This is a genomic window from Aquiflexum sp., from assembly GCF_041751335.1.
Lineage (GTDB): Bacteria > Bacteroidota > Bacteroidia > Cytophagales > Cyclobacteriaceae > Aquiflexum.
In genome coordinates this window covers 45,905-65,226 of the sequence record NZ_JBGSXS010000155.1, presented here as the reverse complement: position 1 = coordinate 65,226, position 19,322 = coordinate 45,905, and the positions used below count along the sequence as shown (strand labels likewise).

The window sequence follows — 19,322 nt, the reverse complement described above, 5'->3', positions numbered from 1 at the left end:
AACACTAGTAAGAAAAGCTTGTCCCAATTCAACTTTTTTCAAGTATATTGGTATATACTTTTGGTAATACGGACAGTAACATGAAAACACTTTCACTAAAATTGGATGAAGGGATCTTCGAGGAGACCGAAAAGATTGTGTCGGAAAATGGGATTCCGCGAAATAGGTATATCAATGAGGCTTTAAGGTTTTACAACCGAGTCCAAAAACGCAAAAAACTTGGGAAGGACTCTGCAGTCGCATCCAAGATGGTCAAAAACTCTTCGATGTTGGTCAATAAGGAAATGGATGAGTTGATCGATGAAGGCGCAATTTGACATTTGGCTTGCCAACCTAAATCCTTCAAAAGGGACGGAACCTGGAAAAATCCGACCTGTTGTGATCATCCAAACAGATCTACTGAACAAGGTCGGGCATCCCTCCAAGCTCGCCTGCCCCATCACAAGTCAGCTTTCGGAAGAGAAGAATGTGTTGCGGGTGAAACTCGATACCATCGGAACAGGACTGGAACAGGATTCGGAAGTATTAATCGACCAAATCCGGGCCTTGGATAATGAACGGTTGCTACAACGTCTTGGCAAAATCGGAGCAGATCAATCGGCAGAACTCCTATGGAAGCTGAAGGCGATTCTGGATATTTAGCTGATCATTGGGATGAATTAGTAAAATATCACCGTCTTGTTTCCATAAGCCAGGACTTTTCTTTCCAGATGGTATTTGATGGCTTTTGATAGAACTACTTTTTCCACATCCTGACCAATTTGGACCAGATCGGAAGGCAGGTTATGGTGCCTGACTCTTGCGATATCCTGCTCAATGATAGGTCCTGCATCCAATTCTTCAGTGACGTAGTGGGCAGTGGCCCCTATGATTTTGACACCTCTTTCATAGGCCGCATGATAGGGCTTGGCCCCCACAAAGGCGGGAAGGAAAGAGTGATGGATATTGATGATTTTGTTTGGATAATTACGGATAAAATCGCCACTGAGAATCTGCATATACCTGGCCAATACCACAAAATCAACCCTGAATTCATTGAGCAGTTCCAATTGTCTTTCTTCAACCAGATCTTTATTGGACTTGTCCATTGGAAGGTAATAAAAAGGGATTCCAAAAGCCTCCACTACTTTTTTATGGTCAGGGTGATTAGAGATTATCAAGGGGATTTCGGCTTCAAACTGTTCTGAATAGAACTTGCTCAAAATATCGATCAGGCAATGCGACAACTTGGAAACCATGATCGCCATTCTTGGTTTTCTGAAATTGAAATAAAGTTCGAATTCCATTTCAAAGATTTTAGCCACCTTGGCTTCAAAAATGGGTTCTATTTCTTCCTTCTTAAGCGCAAAGCTTTCAAGTTCCCAGGCAGCCCTCATAAAAAACATCCCAATTTCCTCATCAACGTGCTGGTCAATTTCCAAAATATTGCCATGATAAGAAAATAAGAATTCCGATACAGCTGCCACAATACCTTTTTGATCCTTGCAACGGATCATCAAAATTGCTTTTTTCATTTTTTAAAAATATTAGGTTAACAATGCTTCAATGTCTTCTTTGTCCAAGGTCTTCATAAAGCTTTCTTCCGTACTGATAAGTTCTCCGGCCAAAGCCATTTTTCTTTGCTGAAGTGCCATGATTTTTTCTTCAACGGTATCCTTGGTGATGAATTTATAAATGATGACTTTATTTTCCTGACCGATACGGTGGGCCCTGTCAATCGCTTGGGCTTCCACGGCAGGGTTCCACCATGGGTCCAACAAAAAGACATATTCTGCTTTAGTCAGGTTTAATCCGACTCCCCCCGCCTTGAGAGAAATTAAGAAAATTTTCACATCTTCATTTTCCTGAAAAATGGTAACCTGTTTTTGTCTGTCTTTGGTGGTTCCGTCAAGATAGGCATATTGCATGTTTTCCTGGTCAAGATAATCTTTGACAATGGCCAAATGCCGAACAAATTGACTGAAGACCAATACCTTGTGACCTTCACTTGCAGTGGCGTGCAACATGTGGATAACATCCTCCAACTTACCGGAATCTCCTTTATATTCCTTATCAGTCAACTTGGGATGATTGGCTATCTGTCGCAACTGGGTAAGGCCTCTTAACAGCATAAACTGCTGATTTTTCATCCCTGGTACACCAAACTCTGTAACTATTTTTTCACGATAATAACCTTTGACCTCCTCATAAGCTTTTTCTTGCGCTGAGGTCATGGTTGAGTATTTGATATTGACGACTTTTTCAGGAAGATCAGTTGCCACTTGGGATTTTAATCTTCTTAGAATAAAAGGTTTGATCATGGCATTCAGCTTAATGGCTTTGTCCATGTCATTCTTTTTTTCTATTGGCAGCAAAAACTGTTTTTTAAACATGTTCTGATTACCCAACAATCCCCGGTTAATGAAATTCATCTGTGACCACAAATCCATGGTGCCATTTTCAACAGGAGTTCCTGTCAAAATCAAGCGATGACGGCAATTGAGCTCATTCACGGCTTTTGCAATGATACTTCCCGGGTTTTTGATGGCCTGAGATTCATCCAAAATGATGTAATTGAAATAAAAATCTTTTAAGATATCCACATCCATTCTGGTTATCCCATAAGAACTCAAAACAAGATCGTATTTCGCAAACTGTGAATTATCTTTAACTCTTTGTGTGCCTGTGTAGGTCAGGATTTTAAGTTTTGGAGTGAATTTTTTGGCCTCTAGTTCCCAGTTATAAATAAGGGAAGTGGGCATGACCAAAAGTGAGGTGGCATCCGGATTTGTCTCTTTTTCATGGGCCAAAAGCGCCAAGGTCTGAACGGTTTTCCCCAATCCCATATCATCAGCGAGACAGCCGCCAAAACGATACTCACTTAAAAATCTCAACCAATTATAACCTGCTTTTTGGTAAGGGCGAAGGGTTCCTTTAAAGGTAACTGGTAGTTCATAATCTTCAATACTTGAAAAATCTCTTAGCTTTTCCAGTTTTCTGCTAAGCGTCAGTTGGACCAAATTACCGCTTTGAAGTTCTTGGGCCAATGCAATATGGTGCTTTTTAAGTACTAAGGCATGTTCTTCATTTTCTTTTTCCTGATCTTCCAAAAAGGCAAAAATCTCAGAGTAATTTACAAACCAGGAATCCGGGATTACAGCGATTTCACCGTTGGGCAATTCAAATTCTGTTTTGCCCAAAAGCAACATTTTTCTGATTTTTTGGAAAGGGATCTTAAAAGGTCCAAACTGAATGATTGCATTTACATCAAACCAGTCAATGTTTTCCTTAACATCCACCGATATATGTGCACGACCGATAAAATATCGTTTGCCTTTCATATTGGTACCCTGTTGTATTCGGATACCCATGTTTTCGAGTGATTCTTTATGGGTATTGATCCAACCAAAAGCTTTGGATTTAGCTAAAGAATACCTAGAAGTTTTTACAGGTAATCCCAATTCCTTTAGGTAATCTCCATAAGATTTTTCCTTTTCAAGGTCACGAATTACTTTGTGAAAAATATAATCGTCTCCAAGTTGTTCAAGCTCTACATTATTATTTGTTTTCTCCTCCGCCCTAAAAGCATATTCCCCGTATTGGAACTGAAGATCGAATACGATTTTATCTTCTTCCTCTTCATTTTCAAGGTTATTACCAAAAAGATCTTCTTTGGGATTTGAGGGCAGGTCACTGAGGCTAAGTACTGGATTTGGTTTCGATCTTTCCACTTTGATATCAAAGCCTTTGGCATAAACATCAAACGAAGATACCAATTGGGTCACAAATTTTTCGTAGTACTGTTTTTCAACTTTCCGTGGTATAACAATGAATTTTTTGCTCAAAAATGGCTTAAGCTTCTTCCCATCGACTCCTTTTTCAAAACTGTACAATTGATAATTCACAACAAGCCATGCAGGTTCGTGGCAGATCAAAAAACCGTTTCTGTACTGCCATTCTAAGCGTTCTCCCTGATATTTAATGGTAGGGAAATAATGGGTATTGTCTTCATTTCTTCTGAAATGAAATAGGACGGAAGCTTTTTCAGGCATGATTTCAATTTCCCTCCAAATAGGGTTTCCATCATTTCCCATTTCAAAAAACCGCTTTCCACTCATTTTATCCAGGATCTTTGCGCGCAGAGTCTCCAGTTTCAATTCTATTAACTGTTGGAATTCTTTGTTTCCTGTATTTTCGTCATAGATTTTCCTGAGGTATTCCTTAGGTTTGAGTTTTTTGATATTGAACCGTTTGACCACAGACTCTTGCTGCATTTCATCCATCCAGCGAATCAGTTGAAAATCGGTCTCATCCAGTCCAGAGGAGAATTCAGGGGCGTTGACATGAGAAATATTTTGATGGGCATAGGACAGCCTTCCCTTTTCATCCAACTGCACCACAAAGGACTCAAAAAGCAATCCCAAGAATTCATGGCTGAATAAAGAATAGATAATCTCAAATGGCTGTTCTGCTGATACTTTCATACGGACAATTTGATGCCAAACGGAGCGAATCCGTCAACCAAACACATTTTTGCTAAATAAAACAGTTCGAAAATTAAGGAATTAAATCTGATTCTGAAAGTGGAAATATTTAATAGGTGACTCTTATCACTTATTTTAAACAAACAATAGGGTAGTTTTGAGTTGTTGTTTAATTTTTAAGTATTAAAAACCATTCATTAAATATAATGACTAGCTTTGGACTAGAAATTGATTAGATGATTATCAAATCCATAAATCGTTTAAAATTTAGCAATAAGAAAAGTTTTGCGACTGCCACTTTAATGCTATGCTTATTTTTTTCTTTTCTCTCCATCCAAAATATTAGTGCTGAGCCAATTTATGATTCTGGTTTAATAGGATCAGAAATTTCGTCAACTGATTTTGATTTTGAAAATAACGTAAGTTCTAAAGTTTTTTTTATAGAAATAGAAGAGAATGAAGAAGATACAAAAAAAGATATCAAACAGTATTCAGATTTAAATCAATCTGGATTCCGATCACACATTTATTCACTCAACCTATTATTACAGGCTGACGGATCATCTTTCAATAATGAAGTTGTTTTTTCAAATTATTCCGAGCTTTACATACTTTTTCATTGCCTTAGAATCCACTTGAAATAAAATTTTTAGAATCGTACAAGATTCATAGGGTATTACCCTGCATTTTCCAAACACCTATTTTACACTACTAATTTGTTCTATTTATGGCAACAACCTTGCCTGAAGAACTCAATCATGTCATCCATGAATTGGGTCACTACTTGCCTGCGCAAGCCCCTTTAAAGGACTTTGTGCATCACAATACCCTGCATGCCTTTCAGCATCTTCCATTTCACGAGGCGCTACAGACCGCAGCAGAAAACTTTGGCTACAAGACTTATCTTTCTGTGGAATCCTTTCGGGATTTGTATGCCAAGAACAAAATAAATGAAGACATCCTTGACCGTGTAATTCTTTCCCACAAGGGCCAAGAAGAATCGGCAAAATGGAAAGATGTCATGCTCCACAAAAACTGTAAAAACCAACCTGAAGCCATTATAGGCAGGTTGAGAAATGTATGGAAGAGCCACCACCATGTCAATCTCGATAAGGAAACACATACCACTCTTTTCAGGATGTTGGGAAGCTATCTTGACCAGGGTATTGCCATCTGGAAATTCCCGGTACCTTCCAAGGGTTTTCTGGCCGCCATCCGAAACCTCGAATCCAATAGTTTTGCCAATCTCTTCAAAACTGAAAGGACCAAAAACCTGCTTCTTGACCCCAAAACCAAATTGGAAGACCTTCTTGAAATTTTGGTGGGAAGCAAGGGCTATTTCAGGCAATATCTTTTTGACCAGCAATTTGCCCATCCAGGATGGTCAGGTATGGTGGCGGTGTTGGAGCATCAGCCAATGAGTTTGTTGGACAAAAAAGCCATCAGCCTCCATGACTTGATTTTTGTTGAATGCCTGCTGGAGATTGATGCACTTGACAAGAGATTGGGGGCTAAATGGGATCCTATAGTCAAACATATGCCAGGAGACCTCTTACCTGTTTTGACTAAAGTTGATGGAAAAGAATACTACGAAGTCCTCAAAATGTGGCAGGAAGCTTTCGAATGGACCTATTTTGACCAAGTCATCAGAGGACTTCAACTCAGCCATGAGGAGGATTTCAAGAAGGAAGCCACTTCCTTTCAGGCGCTTTTTTGTATAGATGACAGGTGCTGTTCGGTCAGAAGGTATATCGAGCGGTTTGCGCCGGATAGCCAGACCTTCGGCACGGCGGGATTTTTCAACATCCCTTTTTTCTTCCAGCCGGAGCATGGCAAGTTTATGACCAAAGTATGTCCTGCGCCAGTTACGCCTGTACATGTTATCCGGGAATCTGAGGCCAAACTTAGACATGAAAAAGACTCCCATTTCAGCAAACATTCGAAAGGAATATTTGGAGGATGGGCGATTTCCCAGACTATGGGATTTTGGTCTGCAGTAAACATGGCCAAAAATATCTTCCATCCCGGCCCTACACCTGCTATGGTTTCTTCTTTCAGCCATATGGATCCAAAGGGGAAACTGAGTATAGAATGTAAAACCCCCGAACATAAATATCATGGGCTTCAGGTGGGTTTTACGCTGGAAGAAATGACCAATAGTCTGGAAGGATTGCTCAAAGGCATCGGGCTTGTCAAGGACTTTGCTCCTTTGGTATACATTTTTGGACACGGAGCCAGCTCGGTAAACAATACCCACTATGCAGGCTATGACTGTGGTGCTTGTAGCGGACGATCCGGTTCGGTCAATGCCCGCGTTGGAGCCTATTTTGGAAATCATCCGGAAGTCAGAAAGGCGTTGGAAGAAAGGGGGATAGTCATCCCTGCCAATACCCAATTTGTGGGAGGCTTGCATGACACGACAAGGGATGAGATGGAGTTTTATGACCTCGATGTCTTGACAAAAGAGAACATGCTCCGTCACCAGAGTAATCTACAGACTTTTGAAATCGCTTTGGATTACAACGCCAAAGAAAGGTCAAGGAGATTCGATACCGTAGACTCCACACAGGAAGCCGCCAAAGTTCACGAGAAAGTCAAGCTCAGAGCATTGTCGCTTTTCGAACCAAGGCCTGAATGGAACCATGCGACCAATGCGCTTTGTGTGATCGGGAAAAGAGAATCCAACAAGCACCTGTTTTTGGATAAAAGAGCCTTTCTCAATTCCTATGATTACAGCATCGATCCGGAAGGAAAATACCTTCTGAACATCGTCAAAGCAGTAGCTCCTGTCTGCGGTGGCATCAACTTGGAGTATTATTTCTCTAGGGTAGACAATCAACGGCTTGGGGCAGGAAGTAAACTTCCCCATAATGTCATGGGCTTGATTGGAGTTGCAAACGGTATTGACGGTGACCTGAGACCCGGATTACCAAGTCAGATGATCACCATCCATGATCCACTCCGGATTCTGATCACAGTGGAGCATTTTCCCGAAACAGTCCTCAAGACCATCAAAACTCATGACGCAACCTACGAGTGGTTTGCCAATGATTGGGTGAGATTGGTCGCTATCCATCCTGAAACCAAGGAGGCCTTCCTGTTTAAGGGCAGGGAATTTATCCCTTACCTGCCTTTGACAAAGAAGATAGAAAAGATTCAAAACCTGGATGAGTTGTTGGTTTCAACCTCCGAAAATATACCTGTCTATTTGTTGAGCTAACCATGGAGAACCAAATCATCATCAGCAGCTTTGTGGTCATTCCTTTCATAGGATTCTTACTATCCTTGTTGATACCTGAAAAAAATGAGGCCGGTCTAGCCAGATTGGCATTCTTTACTATCAGCCTACAGCTAGCTTCCGCTGTGGGGTATATCGGATATTGGCTGATTATACTTAATGGCCGACCGGTAAATATCCCAGAATTCATACTGTACAAGCATCATGATTATGAGTTTCTGATTGACTTTTATTTTGATAAAGTCACTGCAGTATATCTCTTTGTAGGTGTATTTGTCACCTTCCTCATTACCCAGTACAGCAAGTATTACCTGCACTTGGAGGAGGGCTATAAGCGGTTCTTCAATTCCATCCTTTTCTTCTATCTCGCTTATAGCCTGACTGTACTGGCAGGAAATTTCGAGACTTTATTTATCGGATGGGAGATGTTGGGAATATCTTCATTCTTGTTGATTGCCTTTTACCGCAACAGGTACCTGCCGGTAAGGAATGCCGTGAAAGTATTTTCCATCTATAGAATCGGAGACATTGGGATTATCCTGGCTATGTGGGCAAGCCACCACCTTTGGCATGAAAACATCACCTTCCTGAAGCTCAACAATGAACAACTTGTAATCGAGCACCTCTCCCAACATGGAGGCATCGGCTTATTTATCTCGCTGGGTATTTTGGTAGCTGCGGCGGCGAAATCCGCCCAGCTGCCATTTTCTTCTTGGCTTCCACGTGCCATGGAAGGTCCCACGCCTTCGAGTGCGATCTTCTATGGATCGCTTTCTGTACATTTTGGGGTCTTCTTATTGCTTAGGACATTCCCTTTTTGGGAGCATCAGATTACTGCGAGGGTATTGATCGGATTGCTCGGTTTGGCAACCACTTTGGTGGCCTATCCCATTGCCCGTGTCCAGTCTTCGATTAAGTCTCAGATTGCCTATGCTTCCATAGCGCAGATTGGAATCATGTTTATCGAGGTTGCTTTGGGTCTACAGATCTTAGCCCTGATCCATTTTGCAGGAAATGCCTTCTTAAGAACCTATCAGCTTTTGGTATCACCTTCGGTAGTGAGTTATATGATCCGGGATCAGTTTTACCATTTCAAGCCCAAGGAAATCACTGTAGAAGATACTTTCCCAAAACGTCTTGAATACAGCCTATACATCCTTTCACTCAAAGAATGGAATCTAGATGCCTTTATGAACAAATGGGTTTTCTCTCCTATCAAAAAAATCGGTCATAAACTGGATTTTCTTACACCAAAGAATCTCTTGCTTTATTTCCTGCCTATGTATGGTGTGGGAATGTACCTCTATTTCCATCAGGAATACTTGCCCAAAGGAATTCAGGAATTCATTCCCGGCAGTTTCGCCTTCATCGGGATGATGATGGTATTCAAGGCATTTTCGGAGCGAAACTATCCAAGGCTGGCATGGATGCTTGTCATGGCCAACCATTTCTGGATTGCGCTTGCCGTATCTTTCAATGAGACCTTTGACTACAATCAGACACTGATTTACCTCAGCGGGGTTACTGCTTTTGGAATTCTTGGGTATGTGATCTTGGAATTCTTAAGGAAAAAAGAGCCGGAGTATTTTGATTTGAATCAATATTATGGTCATGTCTATGAATACCGGATTCAGGCATTGGTATTTCTGATTGCCACCTTGGGACTGATGGCTTTCCCGATATCGCCTACATTCATCGGAGTGGATTTGATATTCAGCCATATCCATGAAGACCAATACCTGCTCGCCTTCTTCGACTCCGCTAGTTTCATTATAGGAGGCATAGCCCTTATCCGGATTTATTCCCGCCTATTCCTAGGCCCACACATAAAAAATTACCACGAAAAAGCACTCAAATCTTCTTAAGGCACTATCATGAAAACGCATAAATTTCAAACACCTCTGACCGGCATCGCAGGTCTCAAACAGAACTGGAGAGCAGACCTGACTTCTGGATTTCTAGTATTTCTCATTGCTTTGCCACTTTGTCTCGGTATCTCCATGGCTTCCGGATTCCCTCCTGTGGCTGGTATATTCACCGCGATCATCGGTGGCCTTGTTGTGACCTTTCTTGGAGGTTCACAATTGACGATCAAAGGTCCCGCAGCAGGCCTTATCATCATTGCCATAGGTGCTGTCACTGAACTCGGTCAGGGCGACGCGATGCTGGGATACAAACTTACGCTAGCAGTAGTAGTTGCAGCCGGGATTTTGCAGATCATATTTGGATGGATCAAATCCGGGGTTTTGGCAGATTTTTTCCCTTCTGCAGCAGTTCACGGAATGTTGGCTGCGATCGGAATCATCATTATCGCCAAGCAATTATTTACCATGATCGGCGTCAGGCCCGAAGCAAGTGAAACTTTAGAGCTATTTGCAGAACTTCCGCATGCCTTCAGCGAACTCAATCCTGAAATCGCTTTGATCGGATTTATAAGTCTGCTGATTTTATTTCTTTTCCCTTTTTTCAAAAACAAGTATATCAGAATGATACCCGCCCCACTACTGGTTATCTTGATTGCCATTCCAATCGGAAGGTATTTTGACTTGGAGCATGAACACAGCTACCTGTTTTTGGATGGACATGAATATACCATCGGGCCAAAATTTTTGGTAACATTGCCGGACAATTTGCTTTCAGCCGTCACCTTCCCTGATTTCTCTCAGGTGTTTTCAATGACATCGATCAAATATATCATCATGTTTGCCTTGGTGGGCAGTTTGGAGTCTTTATTGAGTTCCAAAGCCATCGATGGAATAGATCCATTCAAGAGGAAATCCAATATGAACAAAGACCTGATGGGAGTTGGGATAGGAAATACCCTGGCAGGATTTATCGGTGGTCTACCAATGATATCAGAAATCGTTCGAAGCTCTGCTAATATCAATAATGGAGGCAAAACAGCCTGGTCAAATTTCTTCCATGGAATGTTCCTGTTGATCTTCGTGGCCTTCTTTCCGATGCTTATCCATCAGATTCCTTTGGCTGCATTGGCTGCTATGCTTGTTTTCACGGGTTATAGGTTGGCTTCTCCCCAATCATTCTACCATACATACAAAATCGGTAAAGAACAACTCGCCATTTTCCTTATTACCATCATCTTTACTTTGGCCACAGATCTTCTGATCGGTATCGGAGTAGGTATCCTTACCAAATTTATCATCCACCTGGTCAATGGACTTCCGCTTAAATACATTTTCAAACCCTTGTTTACAGTTAGTAAAAAAGAAGAAGAATATACTGTTGATGTATTCCATTCTGCTGTATTCAGCAATTATATCAAGCTGAAAAAATCCTTGGATGCACTCCCAAGAGAAAAAACCATCCGCGTTGATTTTAGCAATGCAAATTTGGTTGACCACACTGTATTGGAAAATCTGAACCATTACCAACATGACTATGAACATAACGGAGGCCATTTTATCCTCTGTGGGATGGACCACCTCAAGAAGAATTCAGACCACCATCTGTCTGGCAGAAAACTTAAATCAAGGAAAAAACATGACGCAGTCATTCATTGATCTCATTTATGGCAAAAAGAATCAACCATAATTTACAAGATCCTTTCAAAGGGATGATTTAAATTGTCCAATAAAAAAAAGGGTGCAGATTCCTGTCCACACCCTTTTTTTTAACACTTGTTGGTTTCAGAATCTTTATTGACCTTGACCCAAAGAGAAACCTTGGACGCCGTCAAAGAAATAAAGGTTTTCTGTTTTGATTACATCAATATCAAGTTGGGAAGCCTTTGTCAGCAGCTCAATGATATCTGCTTTGGAAATAGTCCCTCCTTGAGTCGGTTTGAATCTACATCTCCAATGGTCTGTGCAGAATGTTTCTTCAAATCCCTCAGGCCAAACTTTTATCCCCCTGTTTGTAATCATGGAGAGTTTGATGTCGGAAAAATTCATTTTCTGGACAATCTCTGCAATTTCTTCTGCACTTGTTCCATTCCAATGGACAAAAACATCAACGCCTACCAGTTCCTTTTTGGCAGGTTGCTTTTTCTTGTACTTTGGCAAGACCATAGGAATGTTTTTGTCATAGTGGACAGCCGGAAATACCTGTGGTTTTTGACCCAATCTGGCTATCACTGCCGCAGCAAATTCCTTTGTTCCTACTTTCTCTTTGCTTACTCCTTCTTTAAAAACATCATAGGTATGGATTCCATCCTCTATGGTTTTGAGCCAAGCGTTTTGTACTTTCTCTGCTACATCTGACTGCCCAATGTGGTTTAGCATCATGATTGCCCCTTGCAGAAGTCCTGAAGGATTTGCGAGGTTTTGGCCTGCCCTGCGGGGTGCCGAACCATGAATCGCCTCAAACATGGCGCACTCTTCTCCGATATTTGCCGATCCCGCAAGACCTACAGATCCTGCAATCTGTGCTGCTACATCAGATAATACATCTCCATAGAGGTTGGGCATGACCAATACGTCAAAAGCTTCCGGACTATCAGCCAACTTGGCCGCTCCGATATCTATGATCCAATGTTCGTTTTCTATTTCAGGATATTCTTTTGCGATCTCATCAAAAACTTTATGAAAAAGTCCATCCGTTTGCTTCATGATATTGTCTTTGGTAAAGCAGGTTACTTTTTTTCTGTTCTGCTGCCGGGCATATTCAAAGGCATACCTGACAATTTTTTCACAACCCGGACGGCTGATGAGTTTGAGGCACTGTATTACCTCATCTGTCTGCTGATGCTCGATGCCAGCATACAGGTCTTCTTCATTTTCCCTGACAATCACTACATCCATGACAGGATGCTTGGTCGACACAAAAGGATGTAAACTTCTGCAAGGTCTTACATTGGAATACAGTCCCAAAAATTTTCTGGTCGTCACATTCAAACTTTTGTATCCGCCACCTTGGGGGGTGGTAATCGGAGCCTTCAAAAAAATCTTGTTTCTCCTGATGATATCCCATGAGGAATTTGCGATTCCCGAGGTATTGCCCGACAGGTAAACTTTCTCCCCTACTTCGATTTCTTCAATTTCAATTTTGGCACCTGCTTCCAGGATAATGTCCAAGGTGGCATCCATTATTTCAGGTCCAATTCCATCGCCTTTAGCTACTGTGATTTTTTTCATATGGAGGTTTTGATTTGGTTTCGGCAAAATTCCCAGAAAAATCACATAAATAAAAATATATGTTTTTAATATATATTATAAAAATATTTTATGTTTTTAACAATATCATAATTCAAAAAAGTGATTATTGTCGCTGAAATATTTTTGGTATGGTCAAAAAAAAACACTGCCAGAAGCAGTGTCTATTTTCCTTACTAAACCTCAAAATACCTATGATTATTAATTACAAAATTAGAATGGATAGCTTTTATTTTTTGATTTCAATGATTATCAAATTACTGTCTTATTCAAGTCCTGATCAGCTGATTTTTAATAAAAAAATAATCTAAAGCATTTTTATCAATTGACCTGCTCTGTTTTTTTTAACCGCAATGATCGCAAGGGTTTCGCAAAGGGGCTCAAGGGATTTTTATCATGCTTAATTTCTCATTTTTTCACCGTATCTAAACGAAAATTTACTATTCCGCCAATGTTTTGTCTCCACAAACATTCCTTATTTTGAATTATTCATTCTTAATTTTTTGATTTTTTCCCCTCCATTTACCGAAAATTTATTTTCCTTCCATATCTTCAAAATACAATCAGTTTGAATCTCTTTTTGATCAAATTTTAGCTTATGGCTCTTTTTATACAGAGGAAAAAACTATTTAAAATGAATAAGATGAAATTATTGAAAAACAAATCAATAAAAGCCCAAGCCCTCCAATCCGACATCACCCGCCTTGACCGCGAGATGGATAAGCTGGTGTATGAGTTGTATGGATTGACTGAGGAGGAGATTAGGATAGTGGAAGGGGGATAAAAATGACAAGTGTATAAAAACTCCAAGGATATGAAAATAATCAACTTTGAAACCCACAGGGAAAAAATACAAAAGACTAAAGGTTTGCTGCTATGTCTATTTTTTCTTATTTCGTTTGGTAATGTAGCGTATGCGCAGGAAAAAAATCAGATGGTAAGGTTGGCTATCATCAAAGTTGACCCTTTACAATTAGAAGCCTATCAAGTAGCACTAAAAAAACAAATGAATGCTGCAATTCTGAAAGAACCCGGTGTATTAACCTACTATGCAGTGGCCGATAAAAGTGACCCTTCAAAAATCACCATATTGGAAATTTATGCAGATACTGCTGACTATCAAACTCATATCACTACGGAACATTTTCTGAAATACAAAGAGACAGTCAAAGATATGGTCACCTCATTGGAACTTGTGGATGTAGACCTCATTTCTTCCCTCAACAAAACAGGGAATTAGAAGTCTCCTCCCGCCGGGAGGTGCCGATAGCTATCGATATGTAATTCCATCCCCTGCCAATTTTGACTCCTATGTTTGAATTTCTTCATATCTTTTTGGCTAAAGCCTAATATGGAGGTGCTTTTCATTCAACCAACAGCTAAAGCAGGTGGCAATACACTAAAGCAGCAGGCAATTGAATCCTTCACTGGGTGGGAATTGATATTCTATAGCTGCATCTAGTTATTAGTCTTAAACGTACCGCCAAAACCCTTTGCCCCCTTCTGGGAGTAGAATGACGGAACCGCTAAGCGTAATTTGCAACTACGCTTTTCTATCAAAGAGAATTTGTAATTCGATTCCCCAAGATTTACCCTTAAGTTTGGGATTGGCTGGTTATTTACAATTGCAAATTTGTAAGGATAAAAGGGTGGAATTACAAATCCCACCTAGTCCACTATCCACCTTTTGACTAATCACAGGTGGGGGTGAGAGCCAAAATAATTATCGATCAATTATGGAAATGAAAAAGAGAAAAGAATTTGAGGCCATTTTCCATCCCCATAACCAATCAGGGACACAAATATGGGTGATCAATAAAATCCGGGAATTACCAATCGAAATCATACAGTTTGCGCTGAATCTTGCAGCTTTGGATTTTATCAAATATGTTAGGATAGATACCGAAACCATAGCTGCATCCAGTGAAAATTATCCTAATAGGCCCAAAGTCCCCATCACTCTAATGAATCATCCGACAGCGATAGGTATAGAGGTTCTTTACAGTTTGGAATATAAGACTGTTGATTTTTACGATATCAATTCACCGGTCAAAGGGAATGGCGGCAAAATGGCGGATTCGATTTTAAAAGATTTTCCTCCGGGATGGAGTCCATTAGTATTTAATGATTGGAGTGGTGGTTTTTGGAAAGGATACAGGAAAAGTACAAGCACTTGGATTGGATTAAAGATCCTTTTGATGAATAGAAGTGGATTTTTCCTTTGGGAGTAATTATTGAACATCGGAGCTATTCTGTTTTTTTTTCCGGAGAAAGGTCTTAAGAAATTTTGTGATTGGAATTAAACACGCAGCCAAAATCTTTGCCGAACAAAGGAATATTTTTAATTTAAAGTTGAATTATTAATAAATATGCCATGGAGGAAAACCCAAGAATGCCACTTATTGAAACCAAAGAAGACGAATATTTCTTTCGCCTGATGATGGCAAAATCAAGGATAAAAGAACTTGGTACAGAGATAGGCAAGCTTCAGTCAGAAATTGAGGAGCTAAAATTTGAACTTAAAAAACTTCAAGCCAAAGAAAAGCTCTCTTCAACCATCGAAAAAAGGACCACTCAAGAGAAAAGAAACTATAATATTATGCAGGAAGTCATCAGTCAGCTGATCAGCAAAAACAACAATAATATCAAAGTTGAAAACTTCGAAGAATTTTTGACAAGCTGTGCTTTAAGTGCAAAGAAAAAGGCTCGTAGGTAATGGGTTATTAGCCCCGTCTGGGTATAGTTTAAGCATTTGACTGGGCGGAGTTTGCAACTCCGCCCTACTATTTTGGATTCTTTATTTAATGATACCTCCTCCAAGGTAGATTCGATGGTACAGGGCAAAATGGATCGTATAAATCGGATTATCAATTAGAAGTTTTCTCTAAATCTTCATTGCTTTCTCCCTTTTAAAAAATTTCCAAACCTCTATCCAAAATACCCCAATGGAGGCAATCAGTAATGAAATGAGGAGTTTATTAAAGCTTACTGGCTCGAAATCAAATACCCCCATAATCGAAGGAATGGTCAAGATCACAACCAATAGGATGAGGGAAATTCCCAAGATAATTGGAACAAGCCTATTGTGATAGGTCAAGGTTTTGAATACAGAATAATAGAAAGATCTATTCACCAAGGTCAGGAAGATATTGCTGAAGACCAAGGTTGAAAAAATCAAGGTCCTGACACTTGCTTCGCTGTGGCCTGAATCCATGAGGTAAAACCCAAATCCCAAACATGCACCGGTAATGGCCAAGCCCTGAACCACACTCAGAGAAAGCTCTGACCATGAAAAGAAAGTCTTTGACATGACCCGCGGGGGCTTGTTCATGGAATCCGGTTCGATCGGTTCATTCTCAAACACAATGGAACAGGTTGGCCCCATGATCAATTCGAGAAAAATCACATGGATCGGGGTGAAAATCACCGTAAACTCCCAACCGAAAACCAATGGTAGCAATACGATCAAAACGTGTTTCATCTCCCATCCCGACTCACTCTTAATATCACCTAATTGGCCTATAAGATTTTAGAATTATTCTAACAATAGATTCCCACAATTCTTTTATTTGTAATATTGACGCATCTCGGGAAATTCCTCAAACATCTTTTCCCGTGCCATCAAAACATGTTTTTTCTCGTCGAATTTCCCGACTTTTTCAATTCCCATCAAATCATATACATTCACCCAATCCTCATCTACTAAAATTTCCAGTTCAGGATTGAGCACATAAAATCCTCTTGAAACTCTCAAGAACAACTTTTTGGTAATCCCTTCTTTTGCATCTACTTCGTTTCTGGAAACTGCCTGACTGAGATACGACCTTTGTTTCCTAAAATATGGCAACACGGACTCCGGATATGTTTCTATTGTTTTTAAAAAATCATCCATTTTTATCCCTCCTCCCCAACGGTTTCTTTTGAGCAGTACCGTCTGTAAGGCAATCATGTAATTGAGCAAAAAATATTCTATTTTATGGTTATCAATTTTGATCATTCTTCCGTCCACTTTGACTTTGATGCTGTCTGTCAAGATATATTTGTATATACTTCCAAGCTCTTTGGAAGCATAAATAATAGAGAAATGAGATTTGTTCAAAGCAATCTGTAAAGCATTTTTACCTTCATTATCCATTGCGGTACTGTCTGCCCCGTTCTCTTTCAAAAATTTGATCAGGTTGACAGAACCCGCATAGACAGCCGCCAAAAGTGGGGTCAAATTAAACTGATCCCTGTAATTGATCCCATATTTGTCTGTATTTGCGGTGAGTAATTTGACGTTTTCTGACCTATAGTGGGGATAGTATTTTCGGATAATTGAGTTTCTCTCCAAATCAGGATTTTCTGCACGTCTATATTTGAGGTCAGCCAATTGCTTTATGACTTCAGAGTCATGATAGATCAATGTGTAATCAAATAGCAAATCTTTGGCTTTTTTATTGAAATTTCCCGGATCCAGGGCATCTGACTTCAATTTGGGCAGGTCTTCTTTCAATAAAGGTTTCCATGGTGTAGGTTGGATTTTCAATAGACTTTGGCGGATTTGGTCTGCCTGTTCCTTTTTGCCTTGTTTTTCAAGTTTATTGGCTTCGTTTTTCCAATCTTCTGCTGAGGATTTTTGTTCTTTGATCCCAACTTTATCCCTCGTTTCCACAAGACCCAGAAGCCTTAGGATGTCATGCTTTGGTGATGATTCCAATATATACAGGTTTTCCACTGCCCTGGTAATGGCTACATATAGGGAATTGATATAAAATTTGTAACTGTCCAGGGACTTATCGGTCTTGTCTTTACCTCTAGAAAATTTAATCTCATGGTCTTCCTTTATGTCATCGGGGTGAACACCTTGGGAAATTTCCCTAAACTCCTTTTCATAGTCACTGATAAAGTTCACCAATATGATATTCTCATATTCAAGGCCTTTTGCCTCATGGATGGAAAACAGTAGTGGGGTCCTGAATATTTTTCTTGTATCAGCCTTGTCTTCATTCCGCATGACGATAACAGCATATTTTGCAGAGGCTTTGGTATTTTGGTTCAGCTCGGATTTAATTTTGTCACTACTTTGTAAAAAAACCACTTCACCCGTTCTTTTGCTGATAGAATTGACGAGGTAAGTACTTTCTTTGTCTATGGCACCAAACCTGCTGGTTTTGATTTTCAGAAGTCTATTTGCCAAGGAAGTGACAGTAGGGGCATTCCTGTAGTTGGTTTTCAGAATGCTAATTTCTTTGCCCTTCTGATCATTCTTATACAGGTATGTTTTCACACTTGACCAGGAAAAAAAGTTGGGATGTACGATCTGATTGGAATCCCCGCAAAGAATGAAATTCTCACTTTTTTTAAGTGACTTCAATATCAGGTGAAGCTGCACGGTGGTCAGGTCCTGCACCTCATCTACAATAATAAAATCATAGATGGGACTGACCAATTCCAACCATTGGTTGGAAATAATATTGATGTCGTAATAATGGCTTTCTTTCAAAAATTGCAGGTATTTTTCAAAAATGGAGTAAACTTCAACTCTTTCCTCCGCCAAAAAAACTGACTGTTTTACCCCTAACCCTTCATAATCCTCGCGGCTTAAGAATGCCTTACTGATATCCATTCCCGTGACCACTCCCTTAAATTCTTCAAAAAGCTTATGAGCATCTTTGATTTTAAAGGAGTTACGGAATTTTACAAACCAGTTTTCGAAGGCCTTAAAGTCTATTTCTTTTCCTTCTGCTACTTTGATACTTTGGATAAAGTCGTGAAAAGAAAGAAACTCCACTTCTTGCTTTTCATTATCATACTCAAATGAGTAATACAGATTGGAAGAATTTTCCACAAGATAGGGAGACAGTGTAATATATAGGATCCTGCCTTTCAGTAGCTTTACTTTCTCAAGGGTCAGGGCGGTTTTCCCACTTCCGGCAGACCCAATGATGATTACAGGAGGACGCTTATGGAAAATCAGTTCCTGACTTTCGTCAAATGAAATGGCTTTATCCAAAAGGTTGAAGCTTGTAGCCTTGGAATTGACATAAGCCAGCGGCAAAAAATCTTCTTTGGTTATTTCTTTTTCGGAAAGCAGTAACTTGATTTTTGTCTCACCTATTTCAGCACCTCTCAAAAACCGCGATTTGTCGTATTCATGGTTTAGGATTACTTCCAGCAATAATATATAATTCTTCCCTTCATAGGATGCAAACTTAAAAAGCAAGCGGTTTTCAGCATCAAGTTTTGCCCGGTAGTAGCTTGTAGGTTGCATTTTCTTGATCTCGGCAGATTTGAAGTCTCCATTTTTCAAAAAATCAACTGTCTTTTCAAACTGCTTTTTTACTTTGGAGAAATCGAGGTCATTGTAATAAAGGATGTTGATCATTGAAGGGATATTTTTTATTTCAGGGTAAATTTATTATGAATATCAGTATGAAATTGCAAAAGGAAGGAGTAAAAGTTTAAAAGCATTCCATTTTGATTTAATTAAAATTAGATGGATTTTTCCGAAATGAGTAAATCCTGTTT

The 19,322-nt window shown here is 39.9% G+C and carries 15 protein-coding genes; 10 read left to right on the top strand and 5 right to left on the bottom strand.

Features of this window, described 5'->3' with window-relative positions:
• Positions 1 to 80: 80 nt before the first annotated feature.
• Together ACEW8U_RS08810 and ACEW8U_RS08805 are read left to right on the top strand one after the other, a co-directional pair.
• The gene (locus ACEW8U_RS08810) at positions 81 to 317 is read left to right on the top strand and encodes a hypothetical protein (protein ID WP_373521675.1); all 237 of its coding nucleotides are present in this window, start codon (positions 81 to 83) and stop codon (positions 315 to 317) included.
• Positions 301 to 642, top strand: a complete 342-nt coding sequence (locus tag ACEW8U_RS08805; protein WP_373521674.1) for a type II toxin-antitoxin system PemK/MazF family toxin — start codon at positions 301 to 303, stop codon at positions 640 to 642. The genes ACEW8U_RS08810 and ACEW8U_RS08805 overlap by 17 nt, the downstream gene beginning before the upstream one ends.
• A 17-nt stretch (positions 643 to 659) precedes the next feature.
• On the opposite strand, the gene purU is transcribed toward ACEW8U_RS08805, so the two are convergent.
• On the bottom strand, positions 660 to 1,514 hold the full coding sequence (gene purU, locus ACEW8U_RS08800) for a formyltetrahydrofolate deformylase (protein WP_373521673.1): 855 nt from the start codon (positions 1,512 to 1,514) through the stop codon (positions 660 to 662).
• A 12-nt stretch (positions 1,515 to 1,526) separates the two neighbouring features.
• On the bottom strand, positions 1,527 to 4,463 hold the full coding sequence (locus tag ACEW8U_RS08795) for an SNF2-related protein (protein WP_373521672.1): 2,937 nt from the start codon (positions 4,461 to 4,463) through the stop codon (positions 1,527 to 1,529).
• Positions 4,464 to 4,699: 236 nt separating this feature from the next.
• On the opposite strand from ACEW8U_RS08795, the gene ACEW8U_RS08790 reads away from it, so the two are divergent.
• From ACEW8U_RS08790 to ACEW8U_RS08775, 4 genes are all read left to right on the top strand, one after another.
• Entirely contained in the window at positions 4,700 to 5,107 is a 408-nt protein-coding gene (locus ACEW8U_RS08790) for a hypothetical protein (RefSeq protein ID WP_373521671.1), read from the top strand.
• 83 nt (positions 5,108 to 5,190) lie between these two features.
• Positions 5,191 to 7,683, top strand: a complete 2,493-nt coding sequence (locus ACEW8U_RS08785) for a YbcC family protein (protein WP_373521670.1) — start codon at positions 5,191 to 5,193, stop codon at positions 7,681 to 7,683.
• A 2-nt stretch (positions 7,684 to 7,685) separates the two neighbouring features.
• A complete protein-coding gene (locus ACEW8U_RS08780; RefSeq protein ID WP_373521669.1) occupies positions 7,686 to 9,566 on the top strand; it encodes a proton-conducting transporter membrane subunit in 1,881 nt (626 codons plus the stop codon).
• 9 nt (positions 9,567 to 9,575) lie between these two features.
• Complete coding sequence (locus ACEW8U_RS08775; RefSeq protein ID WP_373521668.1) at positions 9,576 to 11,222, top strand: SulP family inorganic anion transporter; 1,647 nt, start codon at positions 9,576 to 9,578, stop codon at positions 11,220 to 11,222.
• A gap of 135 nt (positions 11,223 to 11,357) precedes the next feature.
• On the opposite strand, the gene ACEW8U_RS08770 is transcribed toward ACEW8U_RS08775, so the two are convergent.
• Positions 11,358 to 12,794, bottom strand: a complete 1,437-nt coding sequence (locus tag ACEW8U_RS08770; protein WP_373521667.1) for an NADP-dependent isocitrate dehydrogenase — start codon at positions 12,792 to 12,794, stop codon at positions 11,358 to 11,360.
• Between the two features lie 661 nt (positions 12,795 to 13,455).
• Here ACEW8U_RS08770 and ACEW8U_RS08765 point away from each other — a divergent pair.
• The 4 genes from ACEW8U_RS08765 to ACEW8U_RS08750 all read left to right on the top strand — a co-directional run bounded on the left by ACEW8U_RS08765 (position 13,456) and on the right by ACEW8U_RS08750 (position 15,528).
• The gene (locus ACEW8U_RS08765) at positions 13,456 to 13,596 is read left to right on the top strand and encodes a hypothetical protein (protein WP_373521666.1); all 141 of its coding nucleotides are present in this window, start codon (positions 13,456 to 13,458) and stop codon (positions 13,594 to 13,596) included.
• 30 nt (positions 13,597 to 13,626) lie between these two features.
• Positions 13,627 to 14,052 carry a putative quinol monooxygenase gene (locus tag ACEW8U_RS08760; RefSeq protein WP_373521665.1) on the top strand — a complete coding sequence of 142 codons (426 nt, stop codon included), beginning with the start codon at positions 13,627 to 13,629 and terminating at the stop codon, positions 14,050 to 14,052.
• Positions 14,053 to 14,554: 502 nt separating this feature from the next.
• A complete protein-coding gene (locus tag ACEW8U_RS08755; RefSeq protein WP_373521664.1) occupies positions 14,555 to 15,043 on the top strand; it encodes a hypothetical protein in 489 nt (162 codons plus the stop codon).
• A gap of 143 nt (positions 15,044 to 15,186) precedes the next feature.
• Complete coding sequence (locus ACEW8U_RS08750) at positions 15,187 to 15,528, top strand: hypothetical protein (protein WP_373521663.1); 342 nt, start codon at positions 15,187 to 15,189, stop codon at positions 15,526 to 15,528.
• Between the two features lie 168 nt (positions 15,529 to 15,696).
• Here ACEW8U_RS08750 and ACEW8U_RS08745 read toward each other — a convergent pair whose 3' ends face one another.
• Both ACEW8U_RS08745 and ACEW8U_RS08740 read right to left on the bottom strand, forming a co-directional pair.
• Positions 15,697 to 16,293, bottom strand: coding sequence for a cation transporting ATPase C-terminal domain-containing protein (locus tag ACEW8U_RS08745; protein WP_373521662.1), 597 nt, complete (start codon positions 16,291 to 16,293; stop codon positions 15,697 to 15,699).
• Between the two features lie 84 nt (positions 16,294 to 16,377).
• On the bottom strand, positions 16,378 to 19,179 hold the full coding sequence (locus tag ACEW8U_RS08740) for a UvrD-helicase domain-containing protein (protein ID WP_373521661.1): 2,802 nt from the start codon (positions 19,177 to 19,179) through the stop codon (positions 16,378 to 16,380).
• Positions 19,180 to 19,322 lie beyond the last annotated feature (143 nt).

Bases quoted from the DNA above. Each gene is read 5' to 3' on its own strand.
- ACEW8U_RS08810 (WP_373521675.1), top strand. From the start codon at position 81: ATGAAAACACTTTCACTAAAATTGGATGAAGGGATCTTCGAGGAGACC.
- ACEW8U_RS08805 (WP_373521674.1), top strand. From the start codon at position 301: ATGAAGGCGCAATTTGACATTTGGCTTGCCAACCTAAATCCTTCAAAA.
- purU (WP_373521673.1), bottom strand. From the start codon at position 1,514: ATGAAAAAAGCAATTTTGATGATCCGTTGCAAGGATCAAAAAGGTATT.
- ACEW8U_RS08795 (WP_373521672.1), bottom strand. From the start codon at position 4,463: ATGAAAGTATCAGCAGAACAGCCATTTGAGATTATCTATTCTTTATTC.
- ACEW8U_RS08790 (WP_373521671.1), top strand. From the start codon at position 4,700: ATGATTATCAAATCCATAAATCGTTTAAAATTTAGCAATAAGAAAAGT.
- ACEW8U_RS08785 (WP_373521670.1), top strand. From the start codon at position 5,191: ATGGCAACAACCTTGCCTGAAGAACTCAATCATGTCATCCATGAATTG.
- ACEW8U_RS08780 (WP_373521669.1), top strand. From the start codon at position 7,686: ATGGAGAACCAAATCATCATCAGCAGCTTTGTGGTCATTCCTTTCATA.
- ACEW8U_RS08775 (WP_373521668.1), top strand. From the start codon at position 9,576: ATGAAAACGCATAAATTTCAAACACCTCTGACCGGCATCGCAGGTCTC.
- ACEW8U_RS08770 (WP_373521667.1), bottom strand. From the start codon at position 12,794: ATGAAAAAAATCACAGTAGCTAAAGGCGATGGAATTGGACCTGAAATA.
- ACEW8U_RS08765 (WP_373521666.1), top strand. From the start codon at position 13,456: ATGAAATTATTGAAAAACAAATCAATAAAAGCCCAAGCCCTCCAATCC.
- ACEW8U_RS08760 (WP_373521665.1), top strand. From the start codon at position 13,627: ATGAAAATAATCAACTTTGAAACCCACAGGGAAAAAATACAAAAGACT.
- ACEW8U_RS08755 (WP_373521664.1), top strand. From the start codon at position 14,555: ATGAAAAAGAGAAAAGAATTTGAGGCCATTTTCCATCCCCATAACCAA.
- ACEW8U_RS08750 (WP_373521663.1), top strand. From the start codon at position 15,187: ATGGAGGAAAACCCAAGAATGCCACTTATTGAAACCAAAGAAGACGAA.
- ACEW8U_RS08745 (WP_373521662.1), bottom strand. From the start codon at position 16,293: ATGAAACACGTTTTGATCGTATTGCTACCATTGGTTTTCGGTTGGGAG.
- ACEW8U_RS08740 (WP_373521661.1), bottom strand. From the start codon at position 19,179: ATGATCAACATCCTTTATTACAATGACCTCGATTTCTCCAAAGTAAAA.